The organism is Amycolatopsis lexingtonensis (assembly GCF_014873755.1).
Taxonomy (GTDB): Bacteria; Actinomycetota; Actinomycetes; order Mycobacteriales; family Pseudonocardiaceae; genus Amycolatopsis; species Amycolatopsis lexingtonensis.
In genome coordinates, this window is record NZ_JADBEG010000001.1 from 4,862,368 (window position 1) to 4,877,192 (window position 14,825).

Annotated in this window: 10 protein-coding genes; 6 read left to right on the forward strand and 4 right to left on the reverse strand. The window is 72.4% G+C overall.

Annotation, left to right across the window (positions count from 1 at the left end; genetic code table 11):
• Positions 1 to 13 precede the first annotated feature (13 nt).
• Entirely contained in the window at positions 14 to 1,279 is a 1,266-nt protein-coding gene (locus tag H4696_RS21635) for an MFS transporter (protein WP_086862437.1), read from the forward strand.
• On the opposite strand, the gene H4696_RS21640 is transcribed toward H4696_RS21635, so the two are convergent.
• The 4 genes from H4696_RS21640 to H4696_RS21655 form a co-directional block, all read right to left on the reverse strand.
• Positions 1,269 to 1,796 (reverse strand): regulatory protein RecX, encoded by a 528-nt coding sequence (locus tag H4696_RS21640; protein WP_086862444.1) that lies wholly within the window; start codon positions 1,794 to 1,796, stop codon positions 1,269 to 1,271. The genes H4696_RS21635 and H4696_RS21640 overlap by 11 nt on opposite strands.
• A 37-nt stretch (positions 1,797 to 1,833) precedes the next feature.
• On the reverse strand, positions 1,834 to 2,880 hold the full coding sequence (gene recA / locus H4696_RS21645) for a recombinase RecA (protein ID WP_086862438.1): 1,047 nt from the start codon (positions 2,878 to 2,880) through the stop codon (positions 1,834 to 1,836).
• 240 nt (positions 2,881 to 3,120) lie between these two features.
• A complete protein-coding gene (locus H4696_RS21650; RefSeq protein ID WP_086862439.1) occupies positions 3,121 to 3,315 on the reverse strand; it encodes a DUF3046 domain-containing protein in 195 nt (64 codons plus the stop codon).
• Between the two features lie 404 nt (positions 3,316 to 3,719).
• The gene (locus tag H4696_RS21655; RefSeq protein WP_086862440.1) at positions 3,720 to 5,564 is read right to left on the reverse strand and encodes an Hsp70 family protein; all 1,845 of its coding nucleotides are present in this window, start codon (positions 5,562 to 5,564) and stop codon (positions 3,720 to 3,722) included.
• Positions 5,565 to 5,746: 182 nt separating this feature from the next.
• On the opposite strand from H4696_RS21655, the gene H4696_RS21660 reads away from it, so the two are divergent.
• The 5 genes from H4696_RS21660 to H4696_RS21680 all read left to right on the forward strand — a co-directional run bounded on the left by H4696_RS21660 (position 5,747) and on the right by H4696_RS21680 (position 14,730).
• Positions 5,747 to 6,922 (forward strand): four-carbon acid sugar kinase family protein, encoded by a 1,176-nt coding sequence (locus H4696_RS21660; RefSeq protein ID WP_225955767.1) that lies wholly within the window; start codon positions 5,747 to 5,749, stop codon positions 6,920 to 6,922.
• Positions 6,923 to 6,995: 73 nt separating this feature from the next.
• Positions 6,996 to 8,024: a 4-hydroxythreonine-4-phosphate dehydrogenase PdxA gene (gene pdxA, locus H4696_RS21665; RefSeq protein ID WP_192782461.1), complete on the forward strand. Its 1,029-nt coding sequence runs from the start codon at positions 6,996 to 6,998 to the stop codon at positions 8,022 to 8,024.
• On the forward strand, positions 8,021 to 9,298 hold the full coding sequence (locus H4696_RS21670) for an MFS transporter (RefSeq protein WP_086864422.1): 1,278 nt from the start codon (positions 8,021 to 8,023) through the stop codon (positions 9,296 to 9,298). The genes pdxA and H4696_RS21670 overlap by 4 nt, the downstream gene beginning before the upstream one ends.
• Positions 9,270 to 10,070 (forward strand): DeoR/GlpR family DNA-binding transcription regulator, encoded by an 801-nt coding sequence (locus H4696_RS21675; RefSeq protein WP_086864423.1) that lies wholly within the window; start codon positions 9,270 to 9,272, stop codon positions 10,068 to 10,070. Before H4696_RS21670 ends, H4696_RS21675 begins: the two co-directional genes overlap by 29 nt.
• Positions 10,051 to 14,730, forward strand: a complete 4,680-nt coding sequence (locus H4696_RS21680) for a DEAD/DEAH box helicase (protein WP_192783057.1) — start codon at positions 10,051 to 10,053, stop codon at positions 14,728 to 14,730. Before H4696_RS21675 ends, H4696_RS21680 begins: the two co-directional genes overlap by 20 nt.
• Positions 14,731 to 14,825 lie beyond the last annotated feature (95 nt).

The window sequence follows — 14,825 nt, forward strand, 5'->3', positions numbered from 1 at the left end:
GGGAGACATCACCATGCTGGGCTTGCGCCTGCCCGCGAAACCGGCCGTTCAGCGCGCCGTCCGGCTGACCTACGGGTTCCAGTTCTTCTTCGGCCTGCTGCTGTGGGTACCGATCTTCTACCAGTACCAGAAGCTCGTCGGCCTCTCCGACGGCGAGATCTTCGGCATCCAGAGCATCTACTACGTCGTGTTCTGCCTGCTGGAGATCCCGACGGGCCTGATCGCCGACCGCTTCGACTACCGCACCTCACTGGCCGCGGGCGCCGGCGTGCTGGTGGTGGCGAACCTGGTGCCGGTGTTCCTGGGCTCGTACACCGGCTTCCTGGTGCACTTCGTCCTGATCGCACTGGCCCGCTCGCTGGTGTCCGGCGCGCAGAGCGCGTACCTGTACGAGTACCTGCACGCCCACGGCGAGGGGGAACACTACCTCCGCGTCGAAGGGGTCGGCCGCGCGTACAGCCTGGTCGGCAAGATCGTGTACTGGCCGGTGATCGGCCTGCTGATGACGTGGAACCTCCCTTCCCCGTACTGGCTCACGGCGATCAACGCGGCCGTCGCGCTGGCGTTCGCCTGCAAGCTCCCGCCGATCCCGGGCGGCCGGCGTACGTCGGGCAAGACGGCCTCGCTCCTGTCCGGCGTCGGCGGCGCGTTGTCCGCGCTGCGTTCGTCCCGGTGGCTGGCGCTGCTGATGGTGCAGGGCGTCGCGATGTTCACGCTCGTCCGGATCTGCCAGGTGAACCTGTTCCAGCCGATCCTGGAGTCGAAGTCGCTCTCGGTGAACTGGTACGGCGCGATCCTGGCCGCGATGACGATCTTCGAAGCACTGGGCGCGGCCCGCCCCCACCGCCTCCGCCGCGCGATCGGCCCGGTGGGCTCGGTGTTCACGCTGACGATCGTGATGGCGTCGTGCCTCGGCTTGCTGGTCTGGGCAGGGCCGTTCGCGGCAGTGGTGCTGCTGTGCGTCTTCGCGGTGGCGACGGGCATCGCCTTCCCGGTGCAGAAGCAGCTGCTGAACGACTCCATCCCGGACTCCCGCTACCGCGCGACCCTGCTGTCCATGGAGTCCATTGTGGACCGTGCGGTGTGCGCGCTGGTGGCGGTGGCACTGGGCGCGTACCTGGCGGCCGGGCAGCTGAACGAGTTCCTGCTGCTGTCGACCGTGGTCACGTGCGCCGCGATGGGGCTGCTGGCGGTGCTGCTGCTCGCGGTCCGCAAGCACCGCTCCGACCGCCGGGTGCCGGTGGTCCGCGCACCGGCGCCCGAAACCGTCAGTCGATGAACGCGTCGTCGAGGAGGGTGGACTCCGCGCCGTACTCGCGGAGTTCCTCCTTGATGACGGTGTACGCCAGCCCCTGCGGGTAGCCCTTGCGCGCCAGGAAACCGAGCAGCCGCCGCAACGCCGTCTGTTCGTCGACGTTGCCCAGCGAGCCGAGGCGCTTGCGGACCAGTTCCCTGGCCATCTGCTCCTCGGACTCGCGGTCGACCTCGCCCGCCGCCTGCGCGGCGACCTCGTCGTCGACGCCCTTGCGCCGCAGCTCGGCCAGCAGCGCGGTGCGGGACAGGCCCTGGGTCTCGTGCCGGGACTTCACCCACAGCTCGGCGAACTCCGCGTCGTTCACCAACCCTGCCCGGTCAAGCTTGCCGAGCAGGGTTTCGCTGGTCTCCTCGTCGAACCCCTTGCGGCGCAAGGCCTGCCGGAGCTCCTCCTGAGTGCGGGCACGCACGGCCAGGAGGTCGTAACAGATCTCCTTGGCCTTCTTGTACCGCTCCTCGGGAGGCAACTCCGCCGGCGGGATCTTCGGCGCCCTCGCCACCTGTGGAACTCTCCTTCGATCAGAAGTCGACCGGCGCCGGCACGGCTTCGACGGCCTCGGCGTCGACCTGGGCGCCGATGCCCAGCTTCTCCTTGATGCGCTTCTCGATCTCGTTGGCGATGTCCGGGTTGTCGCGCAGGAACTTCCGCGCGTTCTCCTTGCCCTGGCCGAGCTGGTCGCCCTCGTAGGTGTACCAGGCACCGGACTTGCGCAGGATCCCCTGGTCGACACCCATGTCGATCAGCGAGCCCTCGCGGGAGACGCCGATGCCGTACAGGATGTCGAACTCGGCCTGCTTGAAGGGCGGGGCCATCTTGTTCTTCACGACCTTGACGCGGGTGCGGTTGCCGACCGGCTCGCCGCCGTCCTTGAGCGTCTCGATGCGGCGCACGTCGAGCCGGACCGACGCGTAGAACTTCAGCGCCTTACCACCGGTCGTCGTCTCCGGGGAGCCGAACATGACGCCGATCTTCTCGCGCAGCTGGTTGATGAAGATCGCGGTGGTGCCGGAGTTGTTCATCGCACCGGTCATCTTGCGCAGCGCCTGGCTCATCAGGCGGGCCTGGAGACCGACGTGCGAGTCACCCATCTCGCCCTCGATCTCGGCCCGCGGCACGAGCGCGGCCACGGAGTCGATGACCAGGATGTCGAGCGCACCGGAGCGGATCAGCATGTCCGCGATCTCCAGCGCCTGCTCACCGGTGTCCGGCTGGGAGACCAGCAGCGCGTCGGTGTCGACGCCGAGCTTCTTGGCGTACTCCGGGTCCAGCGCGTGCTCCGCGTCGATGAACGCCGCGATACCGCCGGCGCGCTGCGCGTTGGCCACAGCGTGGAGGGCGACCGTCGTCTTACCGGAGGACTCCGGGCCGTAGACCTCGATCACGCGGCCGCGGGGCAGCCCGCCGATGCCGAGCGCGACGTCGAGGGCGATCGCACCGGTCGGGATCACGGAGACGGGCGCGCGGCCGTCCTGGCCGAGCCGCATGACCGAGCCCTTGCCGTACTGCTTGTCGATCTGCGCGAGCGCGAGCTCGAGCGCCTTGTCCTTGTCGGGTGCTGCAGGCATGGAAGTCCACCTCGCTGGTCGAAGCCCCGGCTCTCCGGGGGCTCTGTGTCGGTTCTTCAGCTGTCCGGTCCGACGCTAGCGGCGGGGACCGACAATTCCAGGCGCGGCGCCCAATCTGTGGATCGCTGGACCCGATGTGGACAACACGATAGACGAACACGTGTTCGAGGTCGGCAGCGACACACCCTTGCGCTAGGATTTTCGCCCGCCCGGGTCAGGACCCGTGCGTATCCGCCCAGGTCAGCGACGTTCGAAGGGGACATCGAAGGCGTCGCAGACCTCGCGCCAGATCTCTTTCGCCGGGATTCCCGCGGTCAGCGCCTGGTCGACGGTGCGCCCGCCGAGCCCGCTGAGGACGTGGTCCCTGGCCAGTACCTGGGCCCGGCCGGGGCCGAACTCCTCGGCCATCAGCCGCCGGAAAACCGTGATCCGCATCGGACCCACTCTAACCGGCGGGCACGAACGGTCCGTTCGCGCCCGCCCAGCCCGGCGTCGGCAGTGCGGTGCCGTCTTGAATGAGTCATTCAGGTCTTCGGAGGTCCTGAACGACTCATTCAAGACCTCCCGGCCGGCGTCACTCCCCCGGCAAAGTCGCGGCCGCGCGGTCTGCCCGGCGTCGCGGGGACGTCATGAACGGGTCGTTCATGACGTCTGGCGACGGGGTCCCGGCAAAGTCACGCGGCCGGGCCGCTCCGCCGTCGGTGACCCGCTCGCCCGACGTCTTGAATGACTCATTCAGGTCTTCGGAGGTCCTGAATGAGTCATTCAAGACGCTGGCGCACCGCTGCGGGCTGCACCGACGCGACTTTGCCGGAGCCCTGACGTCTGGCGAGCCGGCGTCACTCCCCCGGCTGGACGCTCGCCTCGAAGTAGTTGGCCAGCGTGTCCGGCGTGGTCGCCTCGGCCTGCTCGCTCGAGTTCAGCTGGTAGATGAACCCCACCAGCGGCCGGTCCGACACCGTGAACACGAGCACCGCCGCCGTCTTGCCCGCGGCGGACGAGTAGTGGCCCTTGAGCCCGTTGCCGCCCCAGTCGGCCTCGGTACGGTCGCCGCCCGCGGAGGAGAGCAGGCCGTCGGTGTACTCCTTGAGCGTGTCGGCGCTGTCGCCCTGGACGTAGGTCACCTGCGTGCCCGCACGGCCCGGCGCGGAGCAGGTCGAGGCCACGCCGAGGCTCTTCGCCGGCGCCGCCGGGCCGTTGCCCATGCCCGGCTTGCAGTCGCCGGTGTCGGCGATCTTCCCGGCGAGCTGGCGCAGGCAGCCGGTGAGCCCCTTGTCGTCCGCCTGGCCCGGCGTCTTGCACTGGTCCGCGGTGTAGGTCGTCACCGAAGACGACGACGTCAGGAAGAAGGTCAGCCCCGCGGCGAGCACCACGACGACCGCGGCCGCGATCCCGATGAGCAGCTTCTTCTTCCCGCCGGACTTCGGCTCGGCCTTCTCGGCGGAGGCCGCGGGCGAGTACGCGGGGAAGTTCGACGGCATCGGCTGCGGCCCGCTGGGCGGGAAGTAACCCTGGTACTGCGGCGGCGGAGGCGGCGGGGGCGCGTACTGCGGCCGGTGCGGCCCGGTGCCGGCGGCCACCGCGCCTTCGACGTTCTGCGTCCGCGCGCCCAGTCCGTCGCGGGCGACGTGCTGCGCTCCCAGCGCCACGGCGGTTTCCGGCTGGTCGAGGCTGCCCGGCACGACCCCGAGCTTTTCCGCGATCATGGTGCCGACCAGCGGCAGCCGGCTCGACCCGCCGACCAGGTAGATGCCGGCCAGCCGGTCCGGGCTCAGCCCCGACGAACGCAGCGTCCGCGACAGCAGCTCGACGCTGCGCAGCATCGCCGGCCGGACCAGGCCTTCCAGCTCGCCGCGCGTCACCAGGACGTCCTTGAACGGCTCCGGCATCGGCACCTCGGTCTGCGGGTGCCGCGACAGCGCCTCCTTGGCCGCCTTGACGTCTTCCTGCAGCGCGCGCCGGGTGCGCCGGTCGCCGGTGGACTCGGGCCGCAGCAGCCGCTGCCAGCGCTGCGGGTCCGAGTGCGAGACCTCGCGCCCGACGTGCACCATCAGCGCCTGGTCGACGTCGAGGCCGCCGAGGTCGGGCAGGCCGTCCTCGGCGAGCACGGTGAAGCCGTTCTGCGTGGCACCGACGACGGCGACGTCGAAGGTGCCCGCGCCGAGGTCGTAGACCGCGAGCGCCTGCCCGGGCGCGAGGGACTTGCCGGGGAACGACGCGAAGTGCGCCGCCGCGGCGACCGGCTCCGGCACCAGCAGGATGTTCTGGCCCATCCCGGCGAGCCGGGCGGCGGACATCAGGACGTTGCGGCGGGTCTGGCCCCACTGCGCGGGGTGGGTCAGCCGGACCTCGTCGGGCTGCTCGCCGCCGAGCTGGCGGGAAGTCTCTTCGAGCACGCGGCGCAGGATGGCGGCCAGCGCGTCGGTCACCGGGACGACGTCGGTGCCGAGCAGCAGGGTCTGCTCGTCGATGCGGCGCTTGGGGTTCGGCTCGAAGCGGGTCGGGTCGAGCCGGGCGCGGCGCTCGGCGTCGCGGCCGACCATGATCGTGCCCTCTTCGGTGGCGAACACCGCCGACGGCATGTTGGCCGAGCCGTCCACCTCGACGACCCGGGGCGGCATGCCGTGCGCCGAAAGGACGGCGACGGTGTTGGACGTCCCGAGGTCCACCGACAGGATCCGCACTGCACTCCCCTTCACAAAACCCGCCTCGACGGCGTTCGCCGTGATGCTGCCATGCGCGCGGTCACCGTGCGTGCGGACCCGCGAAAGTCCCCCGCCGCTTGACGGAGAGGTGGATCACGAGGCACGATAGTTGCGCAGTTCGGTCATACGAGTTGCACGAACCGCGCAAAGGAGCGTTCAGGATGCCGAAGCTGCTCGTCCTCGGGGACGACCTCACGGGCAGCAACGCGACCGGAGCGCTGTATGCCCGCTTCGGGCTGCGCGCGGTTTCCGTCAACGCGCCGCTGGAGCCGGGCGCACCCTGCTTCCACGCGGACAGCGGGATCGACGCGCTGGTGGTCAACCTGGGTACCCGGCACGCTTCGCCGTCACACGCCGCGCGGGCGGTGCGGGAGACGATCGAGCTGGCCGGACCGGTCGAGCTCACGGTGAAACGCGTGGACACGACGCTGCGCGGCAACGTCGGCGTGGAGACCGAAGCCGTCCTGGCCTCGGCGCCGGGCGCCCGCGCGCTGGTCGTCCCCGCCTTCCCGGACGCCGGCCGGGTCACCCTCGGCGGCCTGCACCTGGTCGACGGCGTGCCGCTCGCCGAAAGCCCCGCCGCACGCGATCCACTGGCGCCGGTCGGGTCCTCCCGGGTCCGCACCCTCCTCGGGCCGACGCACCGCGAGATCGCCGAACTGCCGCTGGACGTCGTCGAGGAAGGCGTGGCGGCGGTCGAAGCCGCCCTACGGTGCCCGGCCGCGATCGTCGTCTGCGACGCCACGACGAACCGGCACCTCACCACCGTCGCCAAGGCCGCGGCCCGGCTGGCGGCCGAAGGCACGCGGTGGATCTCCGTCGACTCCGGGCCGTTCGGCGTCCGGCTGGCGGCGGCGCTGGGCCTCGCCCCCGGCCACGGCACCGTCCCGCCGGTGCTCGCGGTCGTCGGCAGCATCACCGGCCAGACGCACGACCAGCTCCTGGAAACCGAGCTGGTGCTGGACGCGCGGTACGTCGACGTCGACGCGGACCGGCCCGATCCACCGGCCATCGCCGCCGCGGCCGGGCAGCTCCTGGAAGCCGGGCACCGGGTCGTCGGCATCCGCACCCGGGCCCCCGCCCCGGGCACGCCGGTCGACCCGGCGGTCGCGGCGCGGATCCCGCCCGCGCTCGGGGAAGCCGCCCGGCTGGTGCTCGGCGCGCACCGGATCGGCGGGCTCTACGCCACCGGCGGCGACATCGCCGTCGAGGTCACGAAGTCGCTCGGGGCCGAAGGCTTCGAGATCGACACCGAAGTCCTGCCCCTCGCGGTGGCCGGACGGCTCTCCGGCGGGCCCCGTACACCGGGCTGCCCTTCGCCACCAAAGGCGGGCTGATCGGCGGCCGCGACGCCGCGGTCGCCTGCCTGGAACACCTCAACCACGTGCTGGCCACCGGAAGGAAGAACCCGTGAGCGACCTCCCCGTCCTCGCCGTCACCCTCGGCGACCCCGTCGGCATCGGCCCGGAGATCACCCTGAAGACCCTGGCCGAGCCGGAGGCGCTGCAGCTGGCGCGCGGGGTCGCGGTCGGCGACGCGCCGGTGCTCGACCGCGTCGCCCGGCACCTGGGCCTGTCCGTGGAGATCAACCCGATCGCCACGGTCGCCGACGCGCGCTTCACCCCGGGCGTGATCGACGTGCTCAACCTCGGTGTCGTCACCGAAGACCTGCCGTGGGGCGAGGTCAACGCGACCGCGGGGGCCGCGGCGGTCGGCGCGATCGAGGTCGCCACCCGGCTCGCGCTGGCCGGCGAGGTCGACGCGGTCGTGACCGCGCCGATCAACAAGGAGGCGATCTGGGCGGCGGGCTCGAAACACCTCGGGCACACCGAGATGCTCGGCGAGCTGACCGGCTCGACCCGGTTCAACACGATGTTCTGGGTGTCCGGGCTGAAGATCTTCTTCGCCACCCGGCACCTCTCGCTGCGCGAAGCGATCGACCGGATCACGCGGGAGAACATCGAACACGCCATCCGCGAGGCGTACACCGCACTCGAAGTGTTCGGCACGGAGAAGCCCAGACTCGCCGTGGCGGCGCTGAACCCGCACGGCGGGGAGAACGGCAAGTTCGGCGACGAAGAGATCGTCGCGATCGCGCCCGCGGTGGCCGCCGCGCGCGCCGCCGGGCTCGACGTCGTCGGTCCGATCCCCGCGGATTCCGTGTTCCACCAAGGGATCCAGGGCTGCTTCGACGGCGTGCTCTCGCTCTACCACGACCAGGGGCACATCGCGTCGAAGACGTACGACTTCGACGGCACGGTCTCGGTGACGGTCGGCCTGCCGATCCTGCGCACGTCGGTCGACCACGGCACGGCGTTCGACATCGCCGGCACGGGCCGGGCTTCGCACGGCACGATGCGCGCGGCCTTCAAGGCCGCGGCGACGCTGGCGCCGTACGCCCGGAAGCTGCCCGCGATCTACCCGCCGAGCGTCCGGTGATCCCCCGCAAGCGCTGGGCGTACGTCATCCCGGTCGCGGTGGTCATGTACATGCTGGCCTACCTCGACCGCACGAACGTCGCGGTGATCCTGCCCTACATCGGCGACGACTTCCCGCTGTCCGCCAGCGCGAAGGGCCTGGCGAGCGGCATCTTCTTCGTCGGCTACCTCGTCCTGCAGATCCCGGCGGCGGTGCTGGCCGCGAAGTGGAGCGCCCGCAAGACGGTGCTGATCCTGATGATCGCGTGGGCGTTCGCGGCGGTGCTGTGCGGACTCGTGCGGAACGAGACCCAGCTGCATCTGGCCCGGCTGCTGCTCGGGCTGTTCGAAGGCGGCGTGTGGCCCGCGGTGCTGATCCTGCTGGCGTCCTGGTTCCCGCAGGCGGAACGGGCCAGGGCGAACGCGCTGTGGATGACGTGCCTGCCGATCTCGGCGATCCTCATGTCCCCGCTGTCCGGGTTCATGCTCGACCACATGTCCTGGCGCTGGGTGTTCGTGCTCCAGGGCCTGCCGCCGCTGCTGTGGGCGGTCGTCTGGTGGTTCGCGGTGGCCGACCGCCCGGCGAAGGCCCGGTGGATCTCCGCCGAGGAGCGCGACCACCTCGAGCGCACGTTGAAAGCCGAGGAAGACGCGAAGCCGGCCTTCGCGAAACAGGGCTACCGGCAGGCGCTGGCGAACCGCCAAGTGCTGCTGCTGATCGGTGTCTACTTCTTCTGGATCACCGGCTTCTACGGGTTCAGCCTGTGGCTGCCGTCGGTCGTGAAGACGATGACGGGCGGTTCGGCCACCGCGGTGGGGTTCCTCTCCGCCGTGCCGTACGTCCTCGCGTTGGCCGGGATGGTCGCGTGCGCGCACTGGTCCGACCGGACCGGCAACCGGCGGCTCGCGGTCACCGTGCCGCTGCTCGTCGCCATCGCCGGGCTCCTGCTCGGCAACCTCGTGCACTGGCCGCCGGCCGTGCAGCTGGTCCTGCTCTGCGTGGTCGCCACCGGCGTGTACATGCCGTACGGGCCGTTCTGGGCGATCCCCAGCCGGCTCCTCGGCATCGAGGTGGTCGCCGTGGCGATGGGCCTGATCAACGCGCTCGGCAACCTCGGCGGGTTCGCCGGGCCCTACCTGGTCGGCTGGCTCACCGACGTCACCGGTAGCGCGACCACCGGGTTCGTCGTGCTGGCCGCGTTCCTCGCCGTGGCCGCCGGCCTGGCGTTCTTCGGGCTGAAACCCGCGACTGTGGAAGAGTCGGCGCATGTCCCAGCCTCGACCAGGCACCCGTGACCGGCGCGCGATGCTGCTGGAGGCCGTCCGCGACGGCTCCGGCGGCATCGCGGAGCTGGCCGCGGAGTTCGGCGTCTCCGAGTCGACGATCCGCCGCGACCTCGCCTCCCTCGCCGGGGCCGGGCACGTCGTCCGCACCTACGGCGGCGCGCTCGACACCGAACGCAGTCCCCGGGAAAAGGACCAGGAGCACGCGGCGGCCAAGGACGCCATCGCCCGCGAGGCCGCCGCGCTGGTCGAGGACGGCGAGGTGGTGCTGCTCGACGCCGGCACGACCACCGGCAGGCTCGCCCGCCACCTCGCGCACCGGGAGGGGCTGACGGTGGTCACCAACGGCGTCAACGCCATCCGCGAGCTGGCCGGGTTCGCCGGGATCGACCTGATCGTCCTCGGCGGCCGGGTGCGGCACCCCAACGAAGCGATCCTGGGCGAGAGCGTGCTGGCCCAGCTGCGGCACATCTCACCCGATCGGGTGTTCCTGGGTGCGGACGGCGTGGTCGGCGGCCGGGGGCTGTGCTGCCCATCACTGGAGCAGTCGGTGGTCAAGCACGCGATGCTCCACGCGGGCGGGGAAGCCTACGTGCTGGCCGACCACTCCAAGCTGGACCAGGCCCCTTTTTCCTACTGGGCCCCGCTGGACCGCGACTACCGGCTGATCACCGACGAGCCGAGGGTCGACGTCACGTACCCGCAGTTCGCCGAGAGCGTGATCCTGGCGGGCTCGCCCGAAACTGTCGGTGGTGCCGCGCATCATGGACGACGTGGCCACTGACGTGCTCGACCTCTTCTCCCCCGCGACCCGGGACTGGTTCGCGGGGGCCTTCGCCGCGCCCACCGCGGCGCAGGAAGGGGCCTGGCGGGCGGCGCACGCGGGCGAGCACGCCCTCGTCGTCGCGCCGACCGGGTCCGGCAAGACGCTGTCGGCGTTCCTCTGGGCGCTGGACCGGCTCTCGGTGGAGCCGCCGCCGGCGGAGGCCACGAAACGCTGCCGGATCCTTTACGTCTCCCCGCTGAAGGCCCTCGCCGTCGACGTCCAGCGGAACCTGCGCGCGCCCCTCGCCGGCATCTCGCAGGCCACCCGGCGGCTCGGGCTGCCGGTGCCGGAGATCGAAGTGGGCATGCGCACCGGCGACACCACCGCGGCCGAGCGCCGCTCGTTCGGCAAGACCCCGCCGGACGTGCTGGTGACCACGCCGGAGTCGCTCTTCCTGATCCTCACGTCGTCGGCACGGGAGTCGCTGCGCGGCGTCGAGACGGTGATCGTCGACGAGGTGCACGCGGTCGCCGGCGGCAAGCGCGGCGCGCACCTCGCGCTCTCGCTGGAGCGGCTGGACTCGCTGCTGCCGAAGCCGGCGCAGCGGATCGGCCTCTCGGCGACGGTCCGCCCGGTCGACGAGGTGAGCGCGTTCCTCGCCGGCGGGCGCCCGGTGCGCGTGGTCCAGCCGAAGCTGGCGAAGACCATCGAGGTGCGCGTCGAGGTCCCGGTGGAGGACATGAGCAACCTCGACGCGCCGCGCAGCGGCCCGGCGCCGAGCCCGCTCGACGAGCTGGAGTCGCTCGGGTCGCTCGAGTCGCTGACCGAAGCCTTCCCGCCCGGCGAAATCGCACCCGGCGGCCTGGGCACGCTGGAGGAGATGGCGGGCAACCCCGTGCAGCGGCCGTCGATCTGGCCGGCCGTCGAGGAGCGGGTCCTGAGCCTGATCCGGGCCCACCGCTCGACCATCGTGTTCGCCAACTCGCGCCGGCTCACCGAGCGGATGACGGCGCGGCTCAACGAACTGGCCGCCGAGCAGACGGAGCTCACCCCCGCCGACGCGTTCCCGGCCGAAGCCGTCGGGCAGTCCGGCGTGACCACCGGCGCGCCGCCGGTGATCGCGCGGGCGCACCACGGGTCGATGTCGCGGGAGCAGCGCACGCACGTCGAGGAAGACCTCAAGTCCGGGCGGCTGCCGTGCGTGGTGGCGACGTCGTCGCTGGAGCTGGGCATCGACATGGGCGCGGTCGACCTGGTGGTGCAGATCGAGGCGCCGCCGACGGTGGCGTCCGGGCTGCAGCGCGTCGGCCGGGCCGGGCACCAGGTCGGCGCGGTGTCCTCCGGGGTGATGTTCCCGAAGTTCCGCGGCGACCTCGTCTCCTGCGCGGTGGTCGCGGAACGGATGGCGAGCGGCGCGATCGAGGCGGTCCGCTACCCGCGCAACCCGCTCGACGTCCTGGCGCAGCACGTCGTGGCCATGGTGGCGTTGGAACCGTGGACGGTGCCGGACCTGGCGTCGCTGGTGCGGCGGGCGGCGCCGTTCGCGTCGCTGCCGGACGACGCGCTGCACGCGGTGCTCGACATGCTCGCGGGCCGGTACCCGAGCGAGGAGTTCGGCGAGCTGCGGGCGCGGATCACCTGGGACCGCATCAGCGGCGAGCTGCGCGGCCGGCCGGGCTCGCAGCGGCTGGCGGTGACCTCGGGCGGCACCATCCCGGACCGCGGCCTGTTCACCGTGATGACGCCGGGCGCGGACGACAAGCCCGGCTCGCGCGTCGGCGAGTTCGATGAGGAAATGGTGTACGAGTCGCGCGTCGGCGACACCATCCTGCTCGGCACGTCGTCGTGGCGGATCACCGACATCACGCACGACCGGGTCATCGTGGTGCCCGCGCCGGGCGAGCCGGCGCGGATGCCGTTCTGGAAGGGCGACGCGCCGGGCCGTCCGCTCGAACTCGGCCGGGCGCTGGGGAAGTTCGTCCGCGAACTGTCCACATCGGACGATCAGAAGGCCAGGGAGCGGGCCACCGCGGCGGGCCTGGACGAGCGGGCGTCGGACAACCTGCTCGCCTACCTGGCCGAGCAGAAGTCCGCGACGCGGCACGTGCCGAACGACCGGACGCTCCTGCTGGAGCGCTACCGCGACGAGCTGGGCGACTGGCGGATCATCCTGCACTCCCCGTTCGGCGCGCAGGTGAACGCGCCGTGGGCCCTCGCGATCGCCGCGCGGCTGCGGGAAAACCGCGGGGTGGACGCGCAGGTGGCGCACTCCGACGACGGCATCGTCCTGCGCCTGCCGGACGCGCTGGACGCCGACGGCGACGACGTCACCATCGGCGCCGAAGACGTGCTGCTCGACCCCGAAGAGGTGGAGCAGCTGATCGTCGCCGAAGTCGGCGGCTCGGCCGTGTTCGCGGCCCGGTTCCGGGAGTGCGCGGCGCGGTCGCTGCTGCTGCCGCGCCGGGACCCGCGGCGCCGCACTCCCCTGTGGCAGCAACGGCAGCGCGCGTCGCAGCTGCTGTCGGTCGCGGCGAAGTACGAACGGTTCCCGGTCGTGCTGGAGGCGATGCGGGAAGTCCTGCAGGACGTCTACGACGTGGGCGGCCTGCGGGAGCTGATGTCCGACGTCCGCGCCCGCAAGGTCCGGCTGGTGGAGGTCGAGACGCCGGCCGCGTCGCCGTTCGCGCGCAGCCTGCTCTTCGGCTACGTCGGGATGTTCCTGTACGAGACCGACGCCCCGCTGGCCGAGCGGCGGGCGGCGGCTCTGTCGCTGGATTCGGCGCTGCTGGCCGAGCTCCTCGGCACCGAGGCGATCCGAGAACTGCTCGACCCGGAAGCCGTGCGCGAAGTGGAACGGTCGCTGCAGCGGCTCGAACCCGACCGGCACGCGCGCTCGGCCGAGGACGCCGCCGACCTGCTGCGGTTCCTCGGCGACCTGACCGTCGAAGAGGCCGCGGAGCGCGGGATCCAGGCCGACTGGCTCACCGAGCTGGAAGCGGCGCGGCGGGCGATCCGGGTGCGGATCGGCGGCACGGAACGGTTCCTGGCGATCGAGGACGCGGGCCGGGTGCGGGACGCGCTGGGCACCGCGCTGCCGGTGGGCGTGCCCGAGGCGTTCACCGAACCGGTGGCGGACCCGCTCGGCGACCTGCTGTCGCGGTACGCCCGCGGCCGCGGGCCGTTCGCGGCGGCCGCGGTGGCCCAGCGGTTCGGGCTCGGCCTGGCCGTCGTCACCGGCGTCCTCGACCGGATGACCGGCGAAGGCCGGCTGGTCCGCGGCGAACTGAGCCCGGTCGGGCATCCCGACACCCATGGCGTCGGGGTCGAGTACTGCGATTCGGCGGTCCTGCGCCGGCTGCGGCGGGCTTCGCTGGCGAAGCTGCGAGCGGAGGTCGAGCCGGTCGAACCGGCGGCGCTGGGCCGGTTCCTGCCGGCGTGGCACGGGTTCGGCGGGCGCGTCCGGGCGGCACCGACGGCGGACGACGTGCTGTCGGTGGTCGAGCAGCTCGCCGGTGCGCCGCTGCCGGCGAGCGCGGTGGAGTCGCTGATCCTGCCCGGTCGGCTGCCGGGCTACTCCCCCGCGCTGCTGGACGAGCTGACGACGGCGGGCGAAGTCACCTGGGCGGGATGTGGTGCGCTGTCCGGCGGGGACGGCTGGATCGCCCTCGCCCCCACGGACGTCGCGGACCTGCTGCTGCCCGAAGTCGTCGAGGACATCCCGACCGGGCCGCTGCACGACGCGATCGTGTCCACTTTGGAGGGTGGCGCGCTGTTCTTCCGGCAGCTGGTGGACCGCGCGACCGTCCTGCTGGAGAAGGCACCGAACGACGCCGAAGTCGTGGCGGCGCTGTGGGACCTGGTGTGGGCGGGGCTGGTCACGGGCGACACGCTGGGCCCGCTGCGGGCCCAGGTCGCCGGGCACGGCGCGCACAAACCCCGGCGCCAGGCACCGCGCGGCCGGTACGCACGGTTGCGGGCCGGGCGGCCGCAGATGCCGTCGCGGTCCGGGCCGCCGACCGTGGCGGGCCGGTGGGCGCTGACCCCGCCCCGCGAAACCGACGCGACCCGGCGAGCCCACGCGCGCACGGAAGCGTTCCTGGAGCGCCACGGCGTCCTGACCCGCGGCGCGCTCGACACCGAACGCGTCACCGGCGGGTTCTCCGGGATCTACAAGGTCCTCCGCGGCATGGAGGACACCGGCCAGGTGATCCGCGGCTACGTCGTGGAGGGGCTCGGCGCGGCCCAGTTCGCGGCGAAGGGCGCGGTGGACCGCCTGCGCGCACTGTCCGGCCCGGGCCGCCCGGCCCCCGGCCGCGCGGTGGTCCTGGCCGCGGCGGACCCGGCCCAGCCCTACGGCGCCGCCCTCCCCTGGCCGGCGGCGACCGGCGACACGAAACACCGTCCCGCACGCAAGGCCGGGGCGCTGGCGGTACTGGTGGACGGGGTCCCGGCCCTGTACGTCGAGCGAGGAGGCCGATCACTGCTGAGTTTCACCGAGGAACGCCAGCCCCTGTCGGACGCGGCCCAAGCACTGTCGGCCGCGGTCCGCGAGGGCTGGCTGGGCCAGCTGGCCGTCCAGCGCGCGGACGGCGAGCAAGCCCTCACCTCGGAGCTGGCGGAAGTGCTGCGGGAAGCGGGTTTCCGGGCGACGCCGTCCGGTCTGCGCCTCCGGGCCTGACCCGGAGATTCGCGGCACCGCACCCGGGCGGCGCTTGCCGCGTTCGCTCGCGCCCGCCGGGTTGCCGATTGCCCGGCGACCCCCGCACGCGCTGC